Source organism: Micromonospora craniellae, assembly GCF_014764405.1.
In the GTDB taxonomy this organism is placed as follows: domain Bacteria; phylum Actinomycetota; class Actinomycetes; order Mycobacteriales; family Micromonosporaceae; genus Micromonospora; species Micromonospora craniellae.
In genome coordinates, this window is sequence record NZ_CP061725.1 from 3,318,759 (window position 1) to 3,333,137 (window position 14,379).

Consider the following 14,379-nt stretch of genomic DNA (forward strand, 5'->3'; position numbering starts at 1 on the left):
CGGCATACGGCGGGAAGTCGGTACGGGTGCGAGCGTTGTTGACGAAGATCGAGCAAGCGTCCGGGCTGGACCGTTTCGGTGACCGGTTGCAGCGAGCGGTGCAGGGCACCCTGCGCGGGCAGCGGATCAGGGACCTGCTGCACGGCGTCTGGCTGGGCCATCCGCTGCACCCGGCGATGGTGCAGGTGCCGGTGGGATCCTGGATGAGTGCAGCGGTCCTGGACCTGATGCCCGGGCAGCGGCGGGCCGCCACCACGCTGACCGCCATCGGCACGGTGAGCGTGTTGCCGGCGGCTGTCGCCGGGCTCAACGACTGGGCGGCGCTCTCCCGTGACCAGCGTCGGGTCGGCCTGGTGCACGCCGTGTCGAACAGCGTCGCGCTGGTTCTCTACACCGGCTCGGTGGCCGCGCGGCTGTCCGGCCGCCACCAACTCGGCCGTACGCTCGGCTGGCTCGGGCTCGGTGCCGCCGGTGCCGGTGCGTACCTCGGCGGACATCTGGCGTACAAGCAGGGTGCCCAGGTGAACGTGAGCGTCTCCGACCTGCACCTGATCAGCGACGGCTGGCACTCGGTCGCCGAGATGGCCACGCTGCCGCAGCGGCAACTGGTGACCCGCAAGGTGGACGACGTCTCGGTGATCCTGTACCGGCACGGCGACGACGTCACGGTGATGCTGGAACGCTGCCCGCACCAGAGCGGCCCGCTCGGCGAGGGCGAGGTCACCGAGATCGACGGCCACGCCTGCGTGGTGTGCCCGTGGCACGGCAGCACCTTCCGCCTCAACGGCGGCGAGGTGGTGCACGGCCCGTCCTCCAACGATCAGCAGACCCTGCCGACCCGGCTGGTCGAGGGCCGGGTGGAGGCCCGGCTGCCGTGAGGCGCGGTGCCGACCGGCGACGGCCGGCCCGGCAAGGGGCGGTGGGTCCGGTCAGTCCTTGCGGTGGCGGCCCGCCGGAAGTTCCCGGGGCTGACCGCGCCGTACCGGCTGCCGGGGGACGGACACGGCGACCGGCCGGCACCGCAGGCCCAGCACCGCACCGATCTGCGCCCCGACGATGCTGGCCACGGCGAGTACCGCGGAGATGGCGAGCGGACGGTTCACCCGGTCGGGTTCACCGGCCCGCGCCGCACCCACCGTCACCACCGGCGGGTGGTCCTTTGGCGCCTCGTCGTGCGGTGCCGGCCGCCCCTGCGGGGTGGCGGCGGGAGGCGGCGGCGTGGGCGCGGCCGACTCCGGCTGCTCCACGTCCGGCTTCGACGGCGTCGGACGCGACTGCTCCGGCGTGGGTCCGGGGCGGGCCTGCTGACCGACCAGCCGGCCGGTGGCATGCGGCCGGGCACCCTGGTCGTTCGCGTCGGTCGGCAACGTGATCAGTTGACCGGGGCGGATCCGGTCCGGATCCCGCAAGTTGTTGAGCGCGGCCAGCTTCCGGTAGTCCTCGAAGTCGTCGAGATACCGGTCGGCCACCTTGCCGAGGTAATCGCCCTTTGCCACCTTGTAGACCGGCACATCGGACGTCGCGCGTTCCGCCCGCGCCACCACCGGCTCGAACGCCGTGGCCGGCCCGGACAGCGTCGTCGTTGCCGGCCGGGCGAGCGTCGCGGTGGCCGCCACCGGCGCGGAGTAGGTGGGGGCGGTGTATGCCGTGGTGGCGGCGGTGGCCGCTGGGCTGGCGGCAATGATCAACGCGACCGAGCCGACCAGGGCCGCCGCCGCCCGTTGCTGCCGACCCATCCCGGGCAGCCGGGGCGCCGGGCGGCGCAGCGACTGCGCGCCCAACTCCACGAGCACCGACAGGGCGAAGGTGGCCCAGCCGAACCAGCCGACGATCGCCAGCGCCCGCAGGAAGAGCTGCCCGTCGTCCCGGCTGGTCAGCGTGGTGCCGATCTCCGCGAGTGTGGGCACGTGGTCCGGCAGTGGATTGCCGGCGAACGCCAGCAACGCGATCGGACCGCCGACCAGCAGGCCGATCAGCACCACCAGTGCGCCGAATCCGGTCAGCACCCGACCGACCCGCCGTACGGCGGTGCCACCCGATGCGGCCATGGCTACCTTCCTTCCCTAGGGAGCCCCGGTCAGCGCCCGCGCGGTCGCCTCACCGGAGACGGTGACGGTGTTGGAGAAGCCGAAGAGGCCGAGCATCGCCCGGCGGTAGGTGACGGACACCCGTACCCGGATGACGGTCTCGCCGTCGACCACCGGGAAGGTCACGGTGTGGCTGGTGGCCCCGGCTGCGGCGAGGTAGTCCGCGACGGCCGCACCGGCCTCGGTCTGGTTGATCCGCTTCGGACCGCCCTCGATGGCGGTCGCCCGGTCGATGGCCTGGCCACCGGTCCGGGCCGCCTCGGCGGCCAGGTTCTCGGCGCGTTGCAGCGTGCGGAGCTGCCCGGCGCCGTCGAACGCCATGCCGATGATGCCGAGTACGCCGATCATCGCCACGGCGAGGAAGATGCTCACCCGCCCGGCGTCACCCCGCCCGGCCGTCATCCCCGGCTCCGGTAGCGGTCCAGCGGCGAGGTGAACGACACGGTGACCCGGTTGCCGTCCGGCATCCTCAGCGCGGAGATCTTGATGTCCTGGTAGGAGACCAGGCAGCTGATCTGCACGGTGACCGCTGCGTCCTGCCCGACGGAGCTGCGGAACGCCTCGTCGAGGGTGGTGGAGCGGCCGTCGACGGAGCCGCTGAACTCCACCTCCGGCAGGCGGGAACAGGAGACCTGCCGCCAGTCGAGCTGGCGGCGTGCCGCGTCCCGGGCCTCCGCGCGGGCGGTGTCGGCGTTCCGCGAGATCGAGGCCGCCCGCGCGGCGTCGTGCGCGGCGGCCTCCAGCGCCTCGCTCGCCACCGCGGTACGCCCGGCGACCCCGCCCAGCACCATCAACGCCACGAAGGCGGGTGCCAGCACGGCCACCTCGATCGACACCGAGCCCCGGCTCACGGCGGGGTGGTCCATCGTTCCGCGGTCCCGTGCGCGGTCTGCCGCACCGAGAAGCTGACCCCCGGCACGATCGACAGCGACCGACCGGTCACCGTGCAGGTCACGTCGGTTTCCGTGACGGCACAGTCCGGTCCGGGGTCGTCCCAGTCGACCAGCCAGTCACCGGCCTGGGCGAGGAAGCGCGCGGCGCGTTCCTCACCGGCACCCGCCGGGGCCTGGTAGAGCCGCTCGGCGTTCACCCCGCTCTGCGCCGCGTTCAACGCGGTCGAACGGGCCACGAACACGGCGGCGACCTGGATCGCGGCGAAGACCATCAGCAGGATCGCCGGCAGCGTCACCGCCAACTCGACCGGATTTCCGCCCCGCTCGCCGTCGCCGGGCAGCCGACGGTGCCGGACGGCCGCGACCATCCGGCACCCGTCGGCGAACAGGGCACGACGCATCGGTCAGGGCGCCGTCGGGTTGGTGTGCTTCGGGATGTTGCTCATCCAGTCGTTGGCCGCACCGAGGGCGGCGGCGGTCACCGCCATCGCCACGGCCACCAGGCCGAAGATGATCACTGCGGTCGGGACCGGGCTGTCGCCGCGATCGCCGCGCAGTTCGGACAGGCGGATCCGGAGTGCGACGTGCGCGCGGGTCAACCGCGTGCCCAGCGTGTCGTTGAGGTCGGTCAGCCGCGTTCCCAGCGCGACGTCCCGGTTCGGGTGGACGGACATCGGGGCTCCTTTGGTCGGGCGTGCTACAGGCGGGCGAGGAAGGGATAGATGGCGAAGCCGAGCAGGACGAAGACCAGCAGCGCGCCGGGAATGTCGAGCCGGCTGGTCACCCCCTCGGCCCGGGCCAGGTTGTCGGTGCGGATCTGGTCTCGCAGCGAGTCGGCGCGGCTGCGCAGGGTCTCGTGCACCTGGGCGCCCTCGCGGCCCGACGAGCGCATGATCGCACCGACGTCGCCCAGCTCCGGGATGCCGATCCGGTCGGAGAGGTCGCGGAGCTCGTCCCAGGGCGAGTGCATCTGCATCTGGGCCATCCGCAGCGCCTCGGAGATCCGGTCGAAGACCCAGCCCTCACAGATGGCGGCGGCCCGCTCCAACGACTGCACCGGACCGTGCGCGGCGGAGAGCTGCAACGCGACCAGGTCCAGATAGGTGCAGACCGCCTGCCGGAACTCGTCCCGGGCCGCCTCGGCGCGGGCGATCATCGACCGGTGCGCGACCAGCGCGCAGAGCAGCGCCAGACCGATGCTGCCCAGCACCGGCACGGTCAGCGGCAGCGAGACGCCCACGGCGAACAGCGTGAAGCCGAGCAGAGCCGGCGCGGCGAGCCCGATCAACGCCGACAGCAGCAGCGAGAGGGCGTACTGCTCGGGGGTGCGGTCGAGCAGCGCCAGTTGCCGGTGCGGCGGGCGCAGCCAGCGGGCCAGCCCGGTCAGCCAGTCCAGCCGGCGGTCGGCCGGGCTGAGTCGGGCCGCCCCCGGCGGCTGGTGCAGCCGGCGCAGCGCCGGACCGAGCGCCGGGGTCGCCGGCACCAGTTCGCGCACGATCAGGAAGACGCCCAATCCGACCACGGCACCGCCGAGCACGGCGATGGTGAGGTGCAGGTTCACGCCACCACCTCCCCGGGATCGGGGGCGGGCAGGAAGCGGGCCGGTCGGGGCGGCTGGCTCATCGAGCGCACCCAGGCCAGCAGGCCGACGAAGGACGCGCCGAGCACCGCCATCACCACCTGGCCGAACGGCGTGTCGTACGGCTGGACGTACTCCCGGTTGAGCAGGCCGTACGCGATGGTGGCCAGGGTCATCCCGGTCAGGAAGCGGACCGCGAACCGGGGCTGGGTGCGCTTGGCCTCGATCTCGCGCCGGGTGGCCACCTCGGCGGACGCCGCCGAGGCGATCGAGCCGAGCACGTCGCCGAGGCGTTCGCCCCGGTCGGTCAGGTGCAGGATGAGCGCCGCCACCACCTGGTCGCAGACCGGGTCACCGATCTCGTCGGCGAACGCCAGCAGGGCGGAGCGGGCCAGCCAGCCGGCCTGGAGCCGGGCGGCGAGCAGGCGTACCTCCTCCTGGATCTCCTCCGGGGCGGTGCCGACGGTGCCGATGATCGCCTGCTGGAGACCCTGCCCGGTGGAGGAGACGTCCTTGAGTCGGCGGGTCCACTCGCCGACCGCCTCGATCCGGGCGATCGCCCGCCGTTCCGCCCGACCGACCGAGAACAGCCACGGCGTGCCGGGCACCGCCACCGCGACCAGCAGGCCGACCACCGGCAGCCCGGTCAGCAGGAAGGCCAGCGCGCCCGCGACCACCGCGCCGATCAGCAACGCCTGGTGGGTCTGCTGCTCGCGCAGCGTGGTGCCGGAGCCGCGCCACAACCGGCCGAGCCCCGGACCCGCGCCCGGTGCCGGACCGGGCGGGCGGTTGGTGCCGACCAGCGCGACGACCGTGAGCACCAGCCCGGCCACGCAGGCCGCCCCGGAGACCACCGCGATCAGTTGGATGTTGTCGAGCACCGCTCACCGCCGCCCGAGTCGGGTCTGCTTGGGGCGTCGCCAGGCGCCCTGGCCGGCCTCGATCCACCGGCTCAGCAGCCGGGCGTCGTAACCCACCCGCAGCAGTTGGTCGCGGATCCGTTCGGGCAGGTGCCGGGGGACGGCACGGTCGTCCGGGCCGGGGCCGAACACCTGGGTGGTGGTGATCCGGCTGGCCTCGCCGACGCCGAGGACCTCCTCGACGTGCGAGACGAACCGGTGCTTGCGGCCACCGATCCCGGTCTCGTCCTCCACGTTGACATAGACGATGAGGTCGAGGGCGTTGCCGGCCATCCGGCGGGCCTGGTCGACGGTCATCTCCCGGCCGTGCGCCAGCGCCAACTCGATGATCCGTTCACTCACCCCGCCGGGGGTACGCGCGTGGATCGTGCACATCGAGCCCCGGCTGGTGGTCATCGCCTGGAGCATCGGCACGATCTCCCGGGACCGCACCTCGCCGACGATGATCCGCAGCACGCCCATCCGCAGCGAGACCGGGATCAGGTCGGCGATGCTCACCTCGCCGGCCGGGCGGCCGTCCGGCCCGCGTTCGCCGTGCCCCTCCCGGGCCTCGAAGCTCATCACCGCCCGGTGCCGCGCGCCGCGCCGGGCCGGCAACAACTCCCGGCTCTCCTCCAGCAGCACGTACGGCTCGTCCGGCGGGATCTCGCTCATCAGCGCCCGGATCACGGTGGTCTTACCGGCCCCGGCCAGCCCGGCGACCATGATGTTCAGTCCGGCGCGCATCGACGCGCGGAGGAAGTCACGCAGCAGCGGGTCGATCATCTCGTCCAGGTCGCCCCGCGCCCCGGCCAGGTCGTCCAGGGTCACGTCGAGCGTGTTGTGCTTGCGGATCACCGCGTACGGGCGGTGGCTGACCAGGAACACCGCGGCCAACCGGCTGCCGTCGGGCAGTTGCAGGTCCAGGGTGGGCTTCGAGGTGGACAGCGACCGCTCGGTGGCACCGGCCCGGCGGGCGGCCGCCTGGAGGATCTCCACCAGCTCGTCGTCGCTGTCCGCGATCGGGTCCGTCCAGTCCACGCCGCCGCCGTGCCGGGTGACGCGTACCTGGTCGCAGCCGAGGATGTGCACCTCTTCGATGCTGTCGTCGACGAGCAGCGTCTGGAGTCGGCCGAGACCGGCCAGCTCGGCGGTGACCTGGTCGAGCAGCAGCCGCTCCTCGCCTGCGGCCATCGGCGTGCCGGCCCGACGCACCGAGTCGGCGTACTCGGCGACCAGTTCGACCGCGACCCGGGCCCGCTCGGTGTCCTCCTCGTCGACGCTGAACTCCCGGCCGCGCTGCCAGCGGGTGAGCCGCTCGCTCAACTCCCGACGCAGCTCGCGGACGACCTGGAAGTCCACCCGGGGCCGGGGCGGCGGCTCGGGAGCCACCGGCGCGACGGGCACCGGCATCGGGGGATGGGGCCGCCCGTTGACCGGTGGCAGCGGCGGCGCGGTCGAGGTCGCGCCGGGTGGCAACCGGCGGGGGTCCGAGGAGACCGGCTCAAACCGCATCCGGCACCCCCTGGGACACCGGCCACGCCAACCGGGCCCGCCGCCGTTCCAGCAGCGCGCCGACCGGTACCTCCAGGCCACGGGCCGCGCGCAGGAGCGGCCGCGACGCCCGGACGGTGCCGCCCAGGCTGAGCACCTCGGCGGTACGCGGATCGTGCGGCAGCCGGGCGATCACCGGCGTGTGCAACGCCTTGCTGATGTCGGTCTTGCCGTGGCCGCCGCCGACCAGCAGCAGCCGGAGCGTGCCGGGCTGCACCCGGTGCTCGGCGAAGTCCCGCTCGATCGTCTGGAGCATGGCGCGGGCGCCGGACAGATCGGGCAGGTGCGCCCGGCTCACCACCAGCACCACCGACGCGGCGCGCAGCAACGGCCACGGGGTGCCGACCACGTGCAGCCGCCCACAGTCGACGATCACGTCGTACGGTGGGTCGCCGTGCTCCAGCCCGCCGAAGTAGTCGGCGAACCGCTGCCAGAGCGGGATGACGCTGCCCGCCTGGGCCGGGTCCACGACGCCGGGCAGCAGCAGCCGCTCACGCCGGGGCGCGTCCAGGTCGACCAGTTGCGACCAGAACGTCGACTCCAGGCTGCCGTCGCGCAGCTCCCCGACGGCAAGCTCGCCGATGCCCCGTGGGCCGTCCAGCGCGCCGCCGAGGTAACCGGCGAGCACCGAGCCGCCGGCCGGGTCGCATTCGGCGAGGACCAGCCGTCGATGCCAGCTCAACGCGCAGGCCAAGGCCGTGGTGGTCACCCCCGGCGAGCCCTTGGCCGAGACCAGCGCGATGATCGCCATACTCAGGCCGCCTTGGTCAGCACGACCGCGATCCGGTCCTGGGCGGCCAGCGCCACCACCGCCGGTACGTCCCGTACGGCCAGGGCCAGGTAGACCACGACCTCGTCCCGGCCCTCGGTGCTGACCGCGTCGGTGACGGTGGCGGTGAACCGGGTGGCGCTCGACGAGCCACCGCCGCTGCTGTTGCCGTCTCTGTTGGGGGTGCTCACCAGCAGGACCTGATCGCCGGGGCGGAGTTTCGGCGCGGGGACCTGTGCCGTGCGCAGCCCGAGGGCGAGCTGCTGCTGCCCGGGGCCGAGCAGCGGATCGTCGGTGAGCTGTGCCATGGTCAGCAACGTCCCCGGGGCGAGCGAGACGGCCGCCCGCATCCCGATCACCTCGGTGAGCCGGCCGGACGGCACCGGGTCGAGCCCCTGCCCGCCGGCCACCTGTACGGCCACCAGGTCGTCCGCGCCGATCACGCTGCCCACCTCGACGGTCTGCGCCACCGCCAGGTAGCTGCCGGTGGCACGGACCGAGGTGATCGCGAACGCCGAGCCCAGCCCGCCGAGGGCGATCAGCAGGACGGCCAGGCCGAGCAGGCCGGGGCGTACCCGACGCTGCCGGACCACCCGGGGCGGGGCGACCGGCGCGTCCACCGAAGGGTTGCCGTTGCGGGTCGCCACGCTCATCGGGTCACCACCTGAAGCTCGTTGATCTGGATCTCGACCACACCGGTGGTGCGGGTGACGTTGGGGATGGTGCCGCGCCGGTTGCCGCCCTCCCACGTCACGTTCCAGTGCGTCGTCGCCTGCACCCGATACGTGTCGGCCTTCGGGTAGCCGCTGTCATAGCCGCAGTCCGGGGACTCCTCGCCGCTCCGGTCGTACGGGGTGCCCGGACCGTCGCAGATGACCTCGGTGCCGTTGCCCATGTCCCAGACGACCTTGTCGACCTCGGCGTGGATGCTGACCGTCAGGCCGCGATCCGAGGCGGAGGCGGTCAGCGGGCCGAACTGGTTGGGGCCGCGCTGGGCCCACATCCAGACCGGCAGGCCGACCAGGCCCGGGCCGACGGACTTGCGGGGGGCGACCCTGGCCCGGGGAGCGACGAGGCTGATCGAGGCGAACGCCCGGCGAGCCAACTCCTCCGGGTCCGGCGGGGCCCCGAAGCCGGGTGGCGCCTCGGGCAGCTGGACGATCTCCACGGCGCCGAGATCGCCACCGTTGCAGGCGCGTGTGTACCACCGGTGGCCCTCATCGGCCTCCGGATGCGGCTCGCGGAACTTGTAGTAGCAGCCGTCGTTGCTGTTGAACCAGCCCAGTTGGTCCGTGTAGCAGGGGATGGTGCGTCCGTTCCACTGGCAGACCCCACCGCCACCGCCACCGCCACCGCCGCCGTTGTCACCGCCGCCGTTGTCACCGCCGCCGTTGTCACCGCCGCCGTTGTTGCCGCCGTTTCCGGGGGTGCCGGGGTCGTCGTCCCAGACGTTGCAGTTCGGCTGGGCGGGCGGGCATTCGGCACCGGGGTCGGCGTGGGCCGGCACCGCCGGTCCGGTGGTCAGCAGCAGGGCCAGGGCGCTGCCGAGCAGCGCGCGGCGGACCAGCCGGCGACCGGGACGTGGGTGCCCGCTGTCGTCCCGGGAGCGGCGGGCCCGGATGGCTCGGGTCGCGTCCCCGGTCAGCATGGCTGGTCCCGGTGGGCGGCACCGGTGCTGATCAGCCAGCGACCGTCGGGGTAGCGCTCGGCGGTGGCGGTGGCCAGGTGACGGGAGCCCCGGGTGCCGGGCACCGTCTTCTTTCCGGCGGAGCGGTAGACCAACCGGTAGCCGGTCGCGTCGAGGCAGTCCTGGATCTCCACCGTGGGCGGTTTGGAATCTAGGTTGACCGAGGTCACCGTGGGATCGGAGCGGATCGTGCCGGCGCTGACGGCACCGTTGTCGCGGGCCTTGACCAGACTCAATCGGACCCGGGTCAGCAGCGGGTCACCGAGGAAGCGGGTCAGCTCCGGATGTTGCGGGTCGCTCTGGCGGCTCGCCGTACGTGAGGCGGCGAGATAGCCGGCGTAGGCGGTCAGCGCCGCCTTCTCGGCGGCCTTCTCCTCGGCGATCCGCTGCGTGTTGGTCGGTGTCCTGTGTCGCTCGGCCCCGGTCGTGGTGGGCGCCTCCTGAGCGCCGCCGCAGGCGGTGGTCGTGCCGACCGCCGCCACCGCGACCAGACCGGCCGTCCAGCGGCTGAGCTGCCGTGCTCGCACCTTAGTGCCCTCCTCGGTGCTGATCCGGCGACCGCCGTCGCCGGCGTTGCCCAGGCGTGCGGTAGTGCGACCGGAGGGGCGCCCCCGGTCTTGCCGAATCGCAGCCACATTTACCTGTCTGAATCTGCACACATGCACTGCCTGGCTGGTCGTGGCCCGTGGACATGGGTTGCGCCACGTCCAAGGGGCGAGCATAAGCTGACGCCGGCCGATGCGACAGAGGCAATTCAACCGAACACGCTGAGTCATGAATGGTGGTGGTGCCGGGTGGTTGCCGGTAGGTTGCGAATGTCGGTGACGGCGGCCGGAGCGTCGGGTGGGCACGGGCGGTCGGCCGCGCCGGTACGTCGTTCGTCGAGTGGTCAATCAGCCGTTCGTCATGTGATGGGAAATGGCATGTGGCCCGATCTGTCCCCAGGCATATCGGGCTCGAATAGGCGGCAATTGCATTACATGGGAATTGCGCGGATCGGTCCGGCGCGTTTCGGGCGACACTCCGCGAGAGCCGGAGGAACCCCGGCTCGACGTTCGTTCCACCACCCGGACCGAGCGGACACACTACGTTCCGTGGTGGGCCCAACCGTGAAGTCTGCCGCATGAGCCGGCGCGACCTCCGACCGTCGGTCCACGACCGGGCCCCGGCCGACCGCCGGCCACCGCCGGCCACCCCCACCCGCCGGCCGGGCCGGCGCATGCTGGCCCTGCTGGCGATCACCCCGTTGATGCGGTACGCGGTCGCGCGGTACGCCGCGCCCGCCGAAGTCGGCAGCCGCTCCGGCTGCGACGCCTGCGGCAGCCCGATCAGCCTGGACCGGCCGTGGCCGGCGCTGGGCCCGATCGCCCGCTGCCACGGATGCGGTACGCGGGTCGGTGCGCCATCGGGCACCGTCGAACTGGCCGCCGTGGCCGCCCTCGCCGCGCTGCTGCTGACCCGGCCGCCCGCCGCCGAACTCGCCGCCGCCGCGTGGTGGCTGGCCTTCGCCATTCCCCTGGTCTTCGTCGACCTCGCGGTGCATCGGCTGCCCGACCGCCTCACCTGGCCGGCCGCCGCCGGCACCTGGCTGCTGCTCGGCGTCGCCGCGCTGACCGGTGCCGGGGCGGCACCCTGGTGGCGGGCCACCGCCGCCGGGCTCGGGTTGGCCCTCTTCTTCGCGGTCACCACGCTGCTGCTCGGTGCGCGCGGATTCGGCATCGGTGACGCCAAGCTCGCGGTCAGCGCGGGCGCGCTGCTCGGGTGGTACGGCTGGAGCCTGCTCGTGGTGGGACTGCTGCTCGCGCTGGTCCTCTCCGGTCTGGTGGCGCTGGCCCTGCTGATCAGCGGCCGGGCCCGCTGGTCGAGCCACCTGCCGTTCGGGCCGTACCTGGTGCTCGGCACCCTGGGGGCGCTGCTGCTGGTGTGGTGAGCGGGTCGGCGGGGAATTAAAAGAACACAGGATGGGCTATGCCCTCCCAACCGTACTCTTACTGAATATCACACTGACCTGCGAAAACGCAACCGAGAGGCACGACGAGCACCAGCCACTATGGACCCTGGGTGCTCCCCGGGTGCTCGTCTGACCGACATAACCCCTGTCCAGCGCGTGATCGTACGTCCGAGACGACCCCGGCGAGTCCAGATCGGGCTCGCGGTCGCGGTCGTAGGCCCGACCCGCTTCGGCCGCCGCCTGCTTCGGTTATTCGTAGGCCGGCCCGTGTTGCTCGGGCCGGCGCGCGGTGACCGTCGTCCCGGCCGGACTCGGTGTTGTCGTCTGTCCACGTCTGGTGCGTTCTGGGCATTGTCGGACATAACATAATTTTTCTCCGGCAGGGGACACGCGATCGTGGGGCTCTGACCAGAAAAGCTGGTCAAGGAGGTGATCATGAACGGTGACGGAGCTACTGGCGTATACCAAGACATGCTCGGCCACACCAGCTACGCCTTCACCGCCGACACCTACACCACCGTCCTCCCCGAACGAGCCAGACAAGCCGCCGAAACCACCGCCCAAATCATCCTTAACGCCCAACACAAACTCGCCAAAACCAAACCCCAACAGATATAGGCAGCGCTTCGGTTGACGTCCAGACATTCTGACCGATCCCGGCGAGGTAAGGGGTGCTGCGCGGCGATGCGCGAGAGGGCCAGCAACCGCCGTCGTCCCCGGCCTCACCCAACCCTGAAACTCATGCCCGGTCGTGGGCCGCCTGATCTCCGCGCTGCCCACTTACCAGCGGCTCGGCGCGCTGAGTCTGCTGGCTCGATGGGTCGACGAATGCGACTTGATCGAGGCCACACCTCAAGAAGGCAGCGGATAGGCCAGCGCCTGCCTGGAGACCGTCCAAATCGGCACGCGGATGCTCGGTGAGGGCCGGTACGGTACCCGGCATGCCTCACCCGCTGCTGGCCCTGGCCGATGAGTTCGTCGACCTGCCGGATCTGATCTGCCCGACGTGCCGGATCGGGCGTCTGACCGTACCGAAGCCGTGGGTGACCGGCGGTGACGCAGCGACGACCGAGGCGCGGCGCCAGCGACCTGATGACTTCGAGCCTGACTGGATCACCGGCGTCTTCACCGGGATCTTGGAGTGCCCACGCGACACCTGCCAAGAGCGGATCGCCGTCACTGGTGGCTGGCGCCTCGCGATCTCTCCGGACGCGGCGGGCCCATACCTTGACGTGGTGCGGTTGACCTACGCGCGGCCGGCGCTGATCCTGGTTGACTGCCCGCCGGGCACGCCCGACCGGGTGACTGCGGCGTGCCGCGCCGCTGCGGAGATCGTATGGGTTGATCCGTCCGGTGCCGCGAACAGGCTCCGGGTCGCCGTCGAGGAACTGCTGACCGCACAGGGCGTTCCACGGACTGCCAGTCCGCGCAGCCCCGGCGGGAGACGTCGGCGGATCAAGACCCATGAACGGATCGAGCTTCTCGCCAAACGAAAGCCGAAGAAGGCCCACGACGCCGTCCACGTGCTGATGGCGGTCAAGTTCATCGGAAATGCCGGCAGTCACGATTCCTCACTGACCATCAAACAGGTTCTGGAGTGCGCGGAGATGCTCGGCCTCGCGCTGACGCTGCTTTACGACCCCACACAGGCAACATTGATGCGCCGGGTACGAGCGGTCACCCGCAAGCACGGCTGGCTGCCCTCGACATCGAGATCACCCACTGCGGCCGGGTAACCCTCGACATCGTCATGACTCTCGGTATCACCGTCGGTCACGGCGGCGGCGGCGGAATGTCATGGCGGGCTCTTGGGCAGCAGGGTGTAGGAACCGACTGCTTACCAGGAGCCCGTCTTCTATCGACGGCCGCCACGCCGACCACTGGCACCCGTACCAGACGACCAGCCACATAGATCAGAAACAGGCTCTATATCCTGAACTTGCTCCTTGTGGACCGAGGTGCCCCGGCTCGAGTACTCACCAGTACTGATCTGAATGATCTTGCCATCGTTCGGCATGGGGAGCAGTGCATAGCCGTCCAGAGTTGGTACGGCACTTGTGGTCAGCGGGTGCGTGGCAGCGGGGACATGAGCAGTCTGACCATGTCCAGATCAGGAGTGCCGTGGTGGAGTCGGCCTGCTTGCTGTGATGGGTGAGGTGACGGGTCAGGGCGGCGCGCTGCTCATCGAGGTCGTAGGACGATTCGCTGTACTCGAGCCAGGTCGAGGGTTCGCGAGGATCGGCGGTCTGGCCAGGATGGTTTGGGCAGTATGTGCACACGGCGTAGTAGAGGCGGCCGGCCGAGCGCTGGATGTGTGGCTCGGCTACGCCCGTCTCCGGATTGGGGCCGTCGCAGTCGACGATGGGGTAGGTGGGTAGGGCTTCCGGCACTTGCCGGGTAGCCGGACCGGCGACCGCGTCAGCGATGCGCTCCACTGCCTCCGCGATACGTCGAAGGTTGTCGTCCCCACGGCCGGGATCGTCGCACCTAGGAAAGGCCGAGTAGGGATGCGCCTGCCGGGGGTAGCTCACCGGATTCAGCGTAGCCAAAGGGGCTGCGAGTCCGCGCCAACGGCGCGACAGCAGGGCGCCCGCAATTGTTGCCACCGGACGCGGTCTGCGGCGAGGTCTGGCAGCTACTTTGGTGTCTGTTAGCGCTCCGTTGATGTGTCGGGGGTCGGAGATCCGTGGGTGCTCGGACGTCGGGGAACTGACACGAACTCCTTGGACTGGAAGCCTGTCGAAGCCGTTTGGCGGTGTTAGGCGAGCACCGGTTCCGCCCGTTGTGCGAAAACTCCCGGCGATGGTGGTGGCGCTGAGCGCCGAGAGCGCACGATCGGACGACTTGGTCAGATGCCGGCGCAGACGGCAGCCAGCCTGCGTGATCAGTGCGACGCCCGAACCGGATCGCCGTGGTCGATGCACCGGAGATCCGGTATGGCGCTGCCGCATTCGGCAGGT

17 protein-coding genes are annotated in these 14,379 nt (G+C 71.5%); 4 read left to right on the forward strand and 13 right to left on the reverse strand.

The window, feature by feature from the left end; all coding sequences use genetic code 11:
- Positions 1-26 precede the first annotated feature (26 nt).
- Positions 27-878 (forward strand): Rieske (2Fe-2S) protein, encoded by an 852-nt coding sequence (locus ID554_RS14885; RefSeq protein ID WP_117229970.1) that lies wholly within the window; start codon positions 27-29, stop codon positions 876-878.
- Between the two features lie 51 nt (positions 879-929).
- On the opposite strand, the gene ID554_RS14890 is transcribed toward ID554_RS14885, so the two are convergent.
- The 12 genes from ID554_RS14890 to ID554_RS14945 all read right to left on the reverse strand — a co-directional run bounded on the left by ID554_RS14890 (position 930) and on the right by ID554_RS14945 (position 9,995).
- Positions 930-2,048 carry a LysM peptidoglycan-binding domain-containing protein gene (locus tag ID554_RS14890; protein WP_117229969.1) on the reverse strand — a complete coding sequence of 373 codons (1,119 nt, stop codon included), beginning with the start codon at positions 2,046-2,048 and terminating at the stop codon, positions 930-932.
- 15 nt (positions 2,049-2,063) lie between these two features.
- Positions 2,064-2,489, reverse strand: a complete 426-nt coding sequence (locus tag ID554_RS14895) for a pilus assembly protein TadG-related protein (RefSeq protein WP_117229968.1) — start codon at positions 2,487-2,489, stop codon at positions 2,064-2,066.
- Positions 2,486-2,953 (reverse strand): TadE/TadG family type IV pilus assembly protein, encoded by a 468-nt coding sequence (locus ID554_RS14900; RefSeq protein ID WP_117229967.1) that lies wholly within the window; start codon positions 2,951-2,953, stop codon positions 2,486-2,488. Before ID554_RS14900 ends, ID554_RS14895 begins: the two co-directional genes overlap by 4 nt.
- The gene (locus ID554_RS14905; protein ID WP_191088838.1) at positions 2,935-3,381 is read right to left on the reverse strand and encodes a TadE/TadG family type IV pilus assembly protein; all 447 of its coding nucleotides are present in this window, start codon (positions 3,379-3,381) and stop codon (positions 2,935-2,937) included. The genes ID554_RS14900 and ID554_RS14905 overlap by 19 nt, the downstream gene beginning before the upstream one ends.
- Positions 3,382-3,384: 3 nt before the next feature.
- A complete protein-coding gene (locus tag ID554_RS14910; RefSeq protein WP_117229996.1) occupies positions 3,385-3,579 on the reverse strand; it encodes a hypothetical protein in 195 nt (64 codons plus the stop codon).
- A 98-nt stretch (positions 3,580-3,677) separates the two neighbouring features.
- Positions 3,678-4,541 (reverse strand): type II secretion system F family protein, encoded by an 864-nt coding sequence (locus ID554_RS14915; RefSeq protein ID WP_117229966.1) that lies wholly within the window; start codon positions 4,539-4,541, stop codon positions 3,678-3,680.
- Complete coding sequence (locus tag ID554_RS14920; RefSeq protein ID WP_117229965.1) at positions 4,538-5,440, reverse strand: type II secretion system F family protein; 903 nt, start codon at positions 5,438-5,440, stop codon at positions 4,538-4,540. The genes ID554_RS14915 and ID554_RS14920 overlap by 4 nt, the downstream gene beginning before the upstream one ends.
- Positions 5,441-5,443: 3 nt before the next feature.
- A complete protein-coding gene (locus ID554_RS14925; protein WP_117229964.1) occupies positions 5,444-6,973 on the reverse strand; it encodes a CpaF family protein in 1,530 nt (509 codons plus the stop codon).
- Positions 6,963-7,763 (reverse strand): P-loop NTPase family protein, encoded by an 801-nt coding sequence (locus ID554_RS14930; protein ID WP_117229963.1) that lies wholly within the window; start codon positions 7,761-7,763, stop codon positions 6,963-6,965. The genes ID554_RS14925 and ID554_RS14930 overlap by 11 nt, the downstream gene beginning before the upstream one ends.
- A gap of 2 nt (positions 7,764-7,765) precedes the next feature.
- Positions 7,766-8,434 (reverse strand): SAF domain-containing protein, encoded by a 669-nt coding sequence (locus tag ID554_RS14935; RefSeq protein ID WP_117229962.1) that lies wholly within the window; start codon positions 8,432-8,434, stop codon positions 7,766-7,768.
- Positions 8,431-9,429, reverse strand: a complete 999-nt coding sequence (locus tag ID554_RS14940) for a hypothetical protein (RefSeq protein WP_223884597.1) — start codon at positions 9,427-9,429, stop codon at positions 8,431-8,433. The genes ID554_RS14935 and ID554_RS14940 overlap by 4 nt, the downstream gene beginning before the upstream one ends.
- Positions 9,423-9,995, reverse strand: coding sequence for a hypothetical protein (locus tag ID554_RS14945; protein WP_117229960.1), 573 nt, complete (start codon positions 9,993-9,995; stop codon positions 9,423-9,425). The genes ID554_RS14940 and ID554_RS14945 overlap by 7 nt, the downstream gene beginning before the upstream one ends.
- A gap of 692 nt (positions 9,996-10,687) precedes the next feature.
- Between ID554_RS14945 and ID554_RS14950 the strand changes: the two genes are divergently transcribed.
- From ID554_RS14950 to ID554_RS14960, 3 genes are all read left to right on the forward strand, one after another.
- Positions 10,688-11,398, forward strand: coding sequence for a prepilin peptidase (locus ID554_RS14950; RefSeq protein WP_117229995.1), 711 nt, complete (start codon positions 10,688-10,690; stop codon positions 11,396-11,398).
- A gap of 456 nt (positions 11,399-11,854) precedes the next feature.
- Positions 11,855-12,037, forward strand: a complete 183-nt coding sequence (locus ID554_RS14955; RefSeq protein ID WP_147333541.1) for a hypothetical protein — start codon at positions 11,855-11,857, stop codon at positions 12,035-12,037.
- A 323-nt stretch (positions 12,038-12,360) separates the two neighbouring features.
- Entirely contained in the window at positions 12,361-13,155 is a 795-nt protein-coding gene (locus ID554_RS14960) for a DUF4145 domain-containing protein (protein WP_117229959.1), read from the forward strand.
- A gap of 240 nt (positions 13,156-13,395) precedes the next feature.
- Here ID554_RS14960 and ID554_RS33375 read toward each other — a convergent pair whose 3' ends face one another.
- On the reverse strand, positions 13,396-14,370 hold the full coding sequence (locus tag ID554_RS33375; RefSeq protein WP_449560074.1) for a zinc finger domain-containing protein: 975 nt from the start codon (positions 14,368-14,370) through the stop codon (positions 13,396-13,398).
- Between the last annotated feature and the right edge of the window lie 9 nt (positions 14,371-14,379).

Bases quoted from the DNA above. Each gene is read 5' to 3' on its own strand.
- ID554_RS14925 (WP_117229964.1), bottom strand. From the start codon at position 6,973: ATGCGGTTTGAGCCGGTCTCCTCGGACCCCCGCCGGTTGCCACCCGGC.
- ID554_RS14935 (WP_117229962.1), bottom strand. From the start codon at position 8,434: ATGAGCGTGGCGACCCGCAACGGCAACCCTTCGGTGGACGCGCCGGTC.
- ID554_RS14955 (WP_147333541.1), top strand. From the start codon at position 11,855: ATGAACGGTGACGGAGCTACTGGCGTATACCAAGACATGCTCGGCCAC.
- ID554_RS33375 (WP_449560074.1), bottom strand. From the start codon at position 14,370: ATGCGGCAGCGCCATACCGGATCTCCGGTGCATCGACCACGGCGATCC.
- ID554_RS14905 (WP_191088838.1), bottom strand. From the start codon at position 3,381: ATGCGTCGTGCCCTGTTCGCCGACGGGTGCCGGATGGTCGCGGCCGTC.
- ID554_RS14960 (WP_117229959.1), top strand. From the start codon at position 12,361: ATGCCTCACCCGCTGCTGGCCCTGGCCGATGAGTTCGTCGACCTGCCG.
- ID554_RS14890 (WP_117229969.1), bottom strand. From the start codon at position 2,048: ATGGCCGCATCGGGTGGCACCGCCGTACGGCGGGTCGGTCGGGTGCTG.
- ID554_RS14895 (WP_117229968.1), bottom strand. From the start codon at position 2,489: ATGACGGCCGGGCGGGGTGACGCCGGGCGGGTGAGCATCTTCCTCGCC.
- ID554_RS14950 (WP_117229995.1), top strand. From the start codon at position 10,688: ATGCTGGCCCTGCTGGCGATCACCCCGTTGATGCGGTACGCGGTCGCG.
- ID554_RS14940 (WP_223884597.1), bottom strand. From the start codon at position 9,429: ATGCTGACCGGGGACGCGACCCGAGCCATCCGGGCCCGCCGCTCCCGG.
- ID554_RS14930 (WP_117229963.1), bottom strand. From the start codon at position 7,763: ATGGCGATCATCGCGCTGGTCTCGGCCAAGGGCTCGCCGGGGGTGACC.
- ID554_RS14900 (WP_117229967.1), bottom strand. From the start codon at position 2,953: ATGGACCACCCCGCCGTGAGCCGGGGCTCGGTGTCGATCGAGGTGGCC.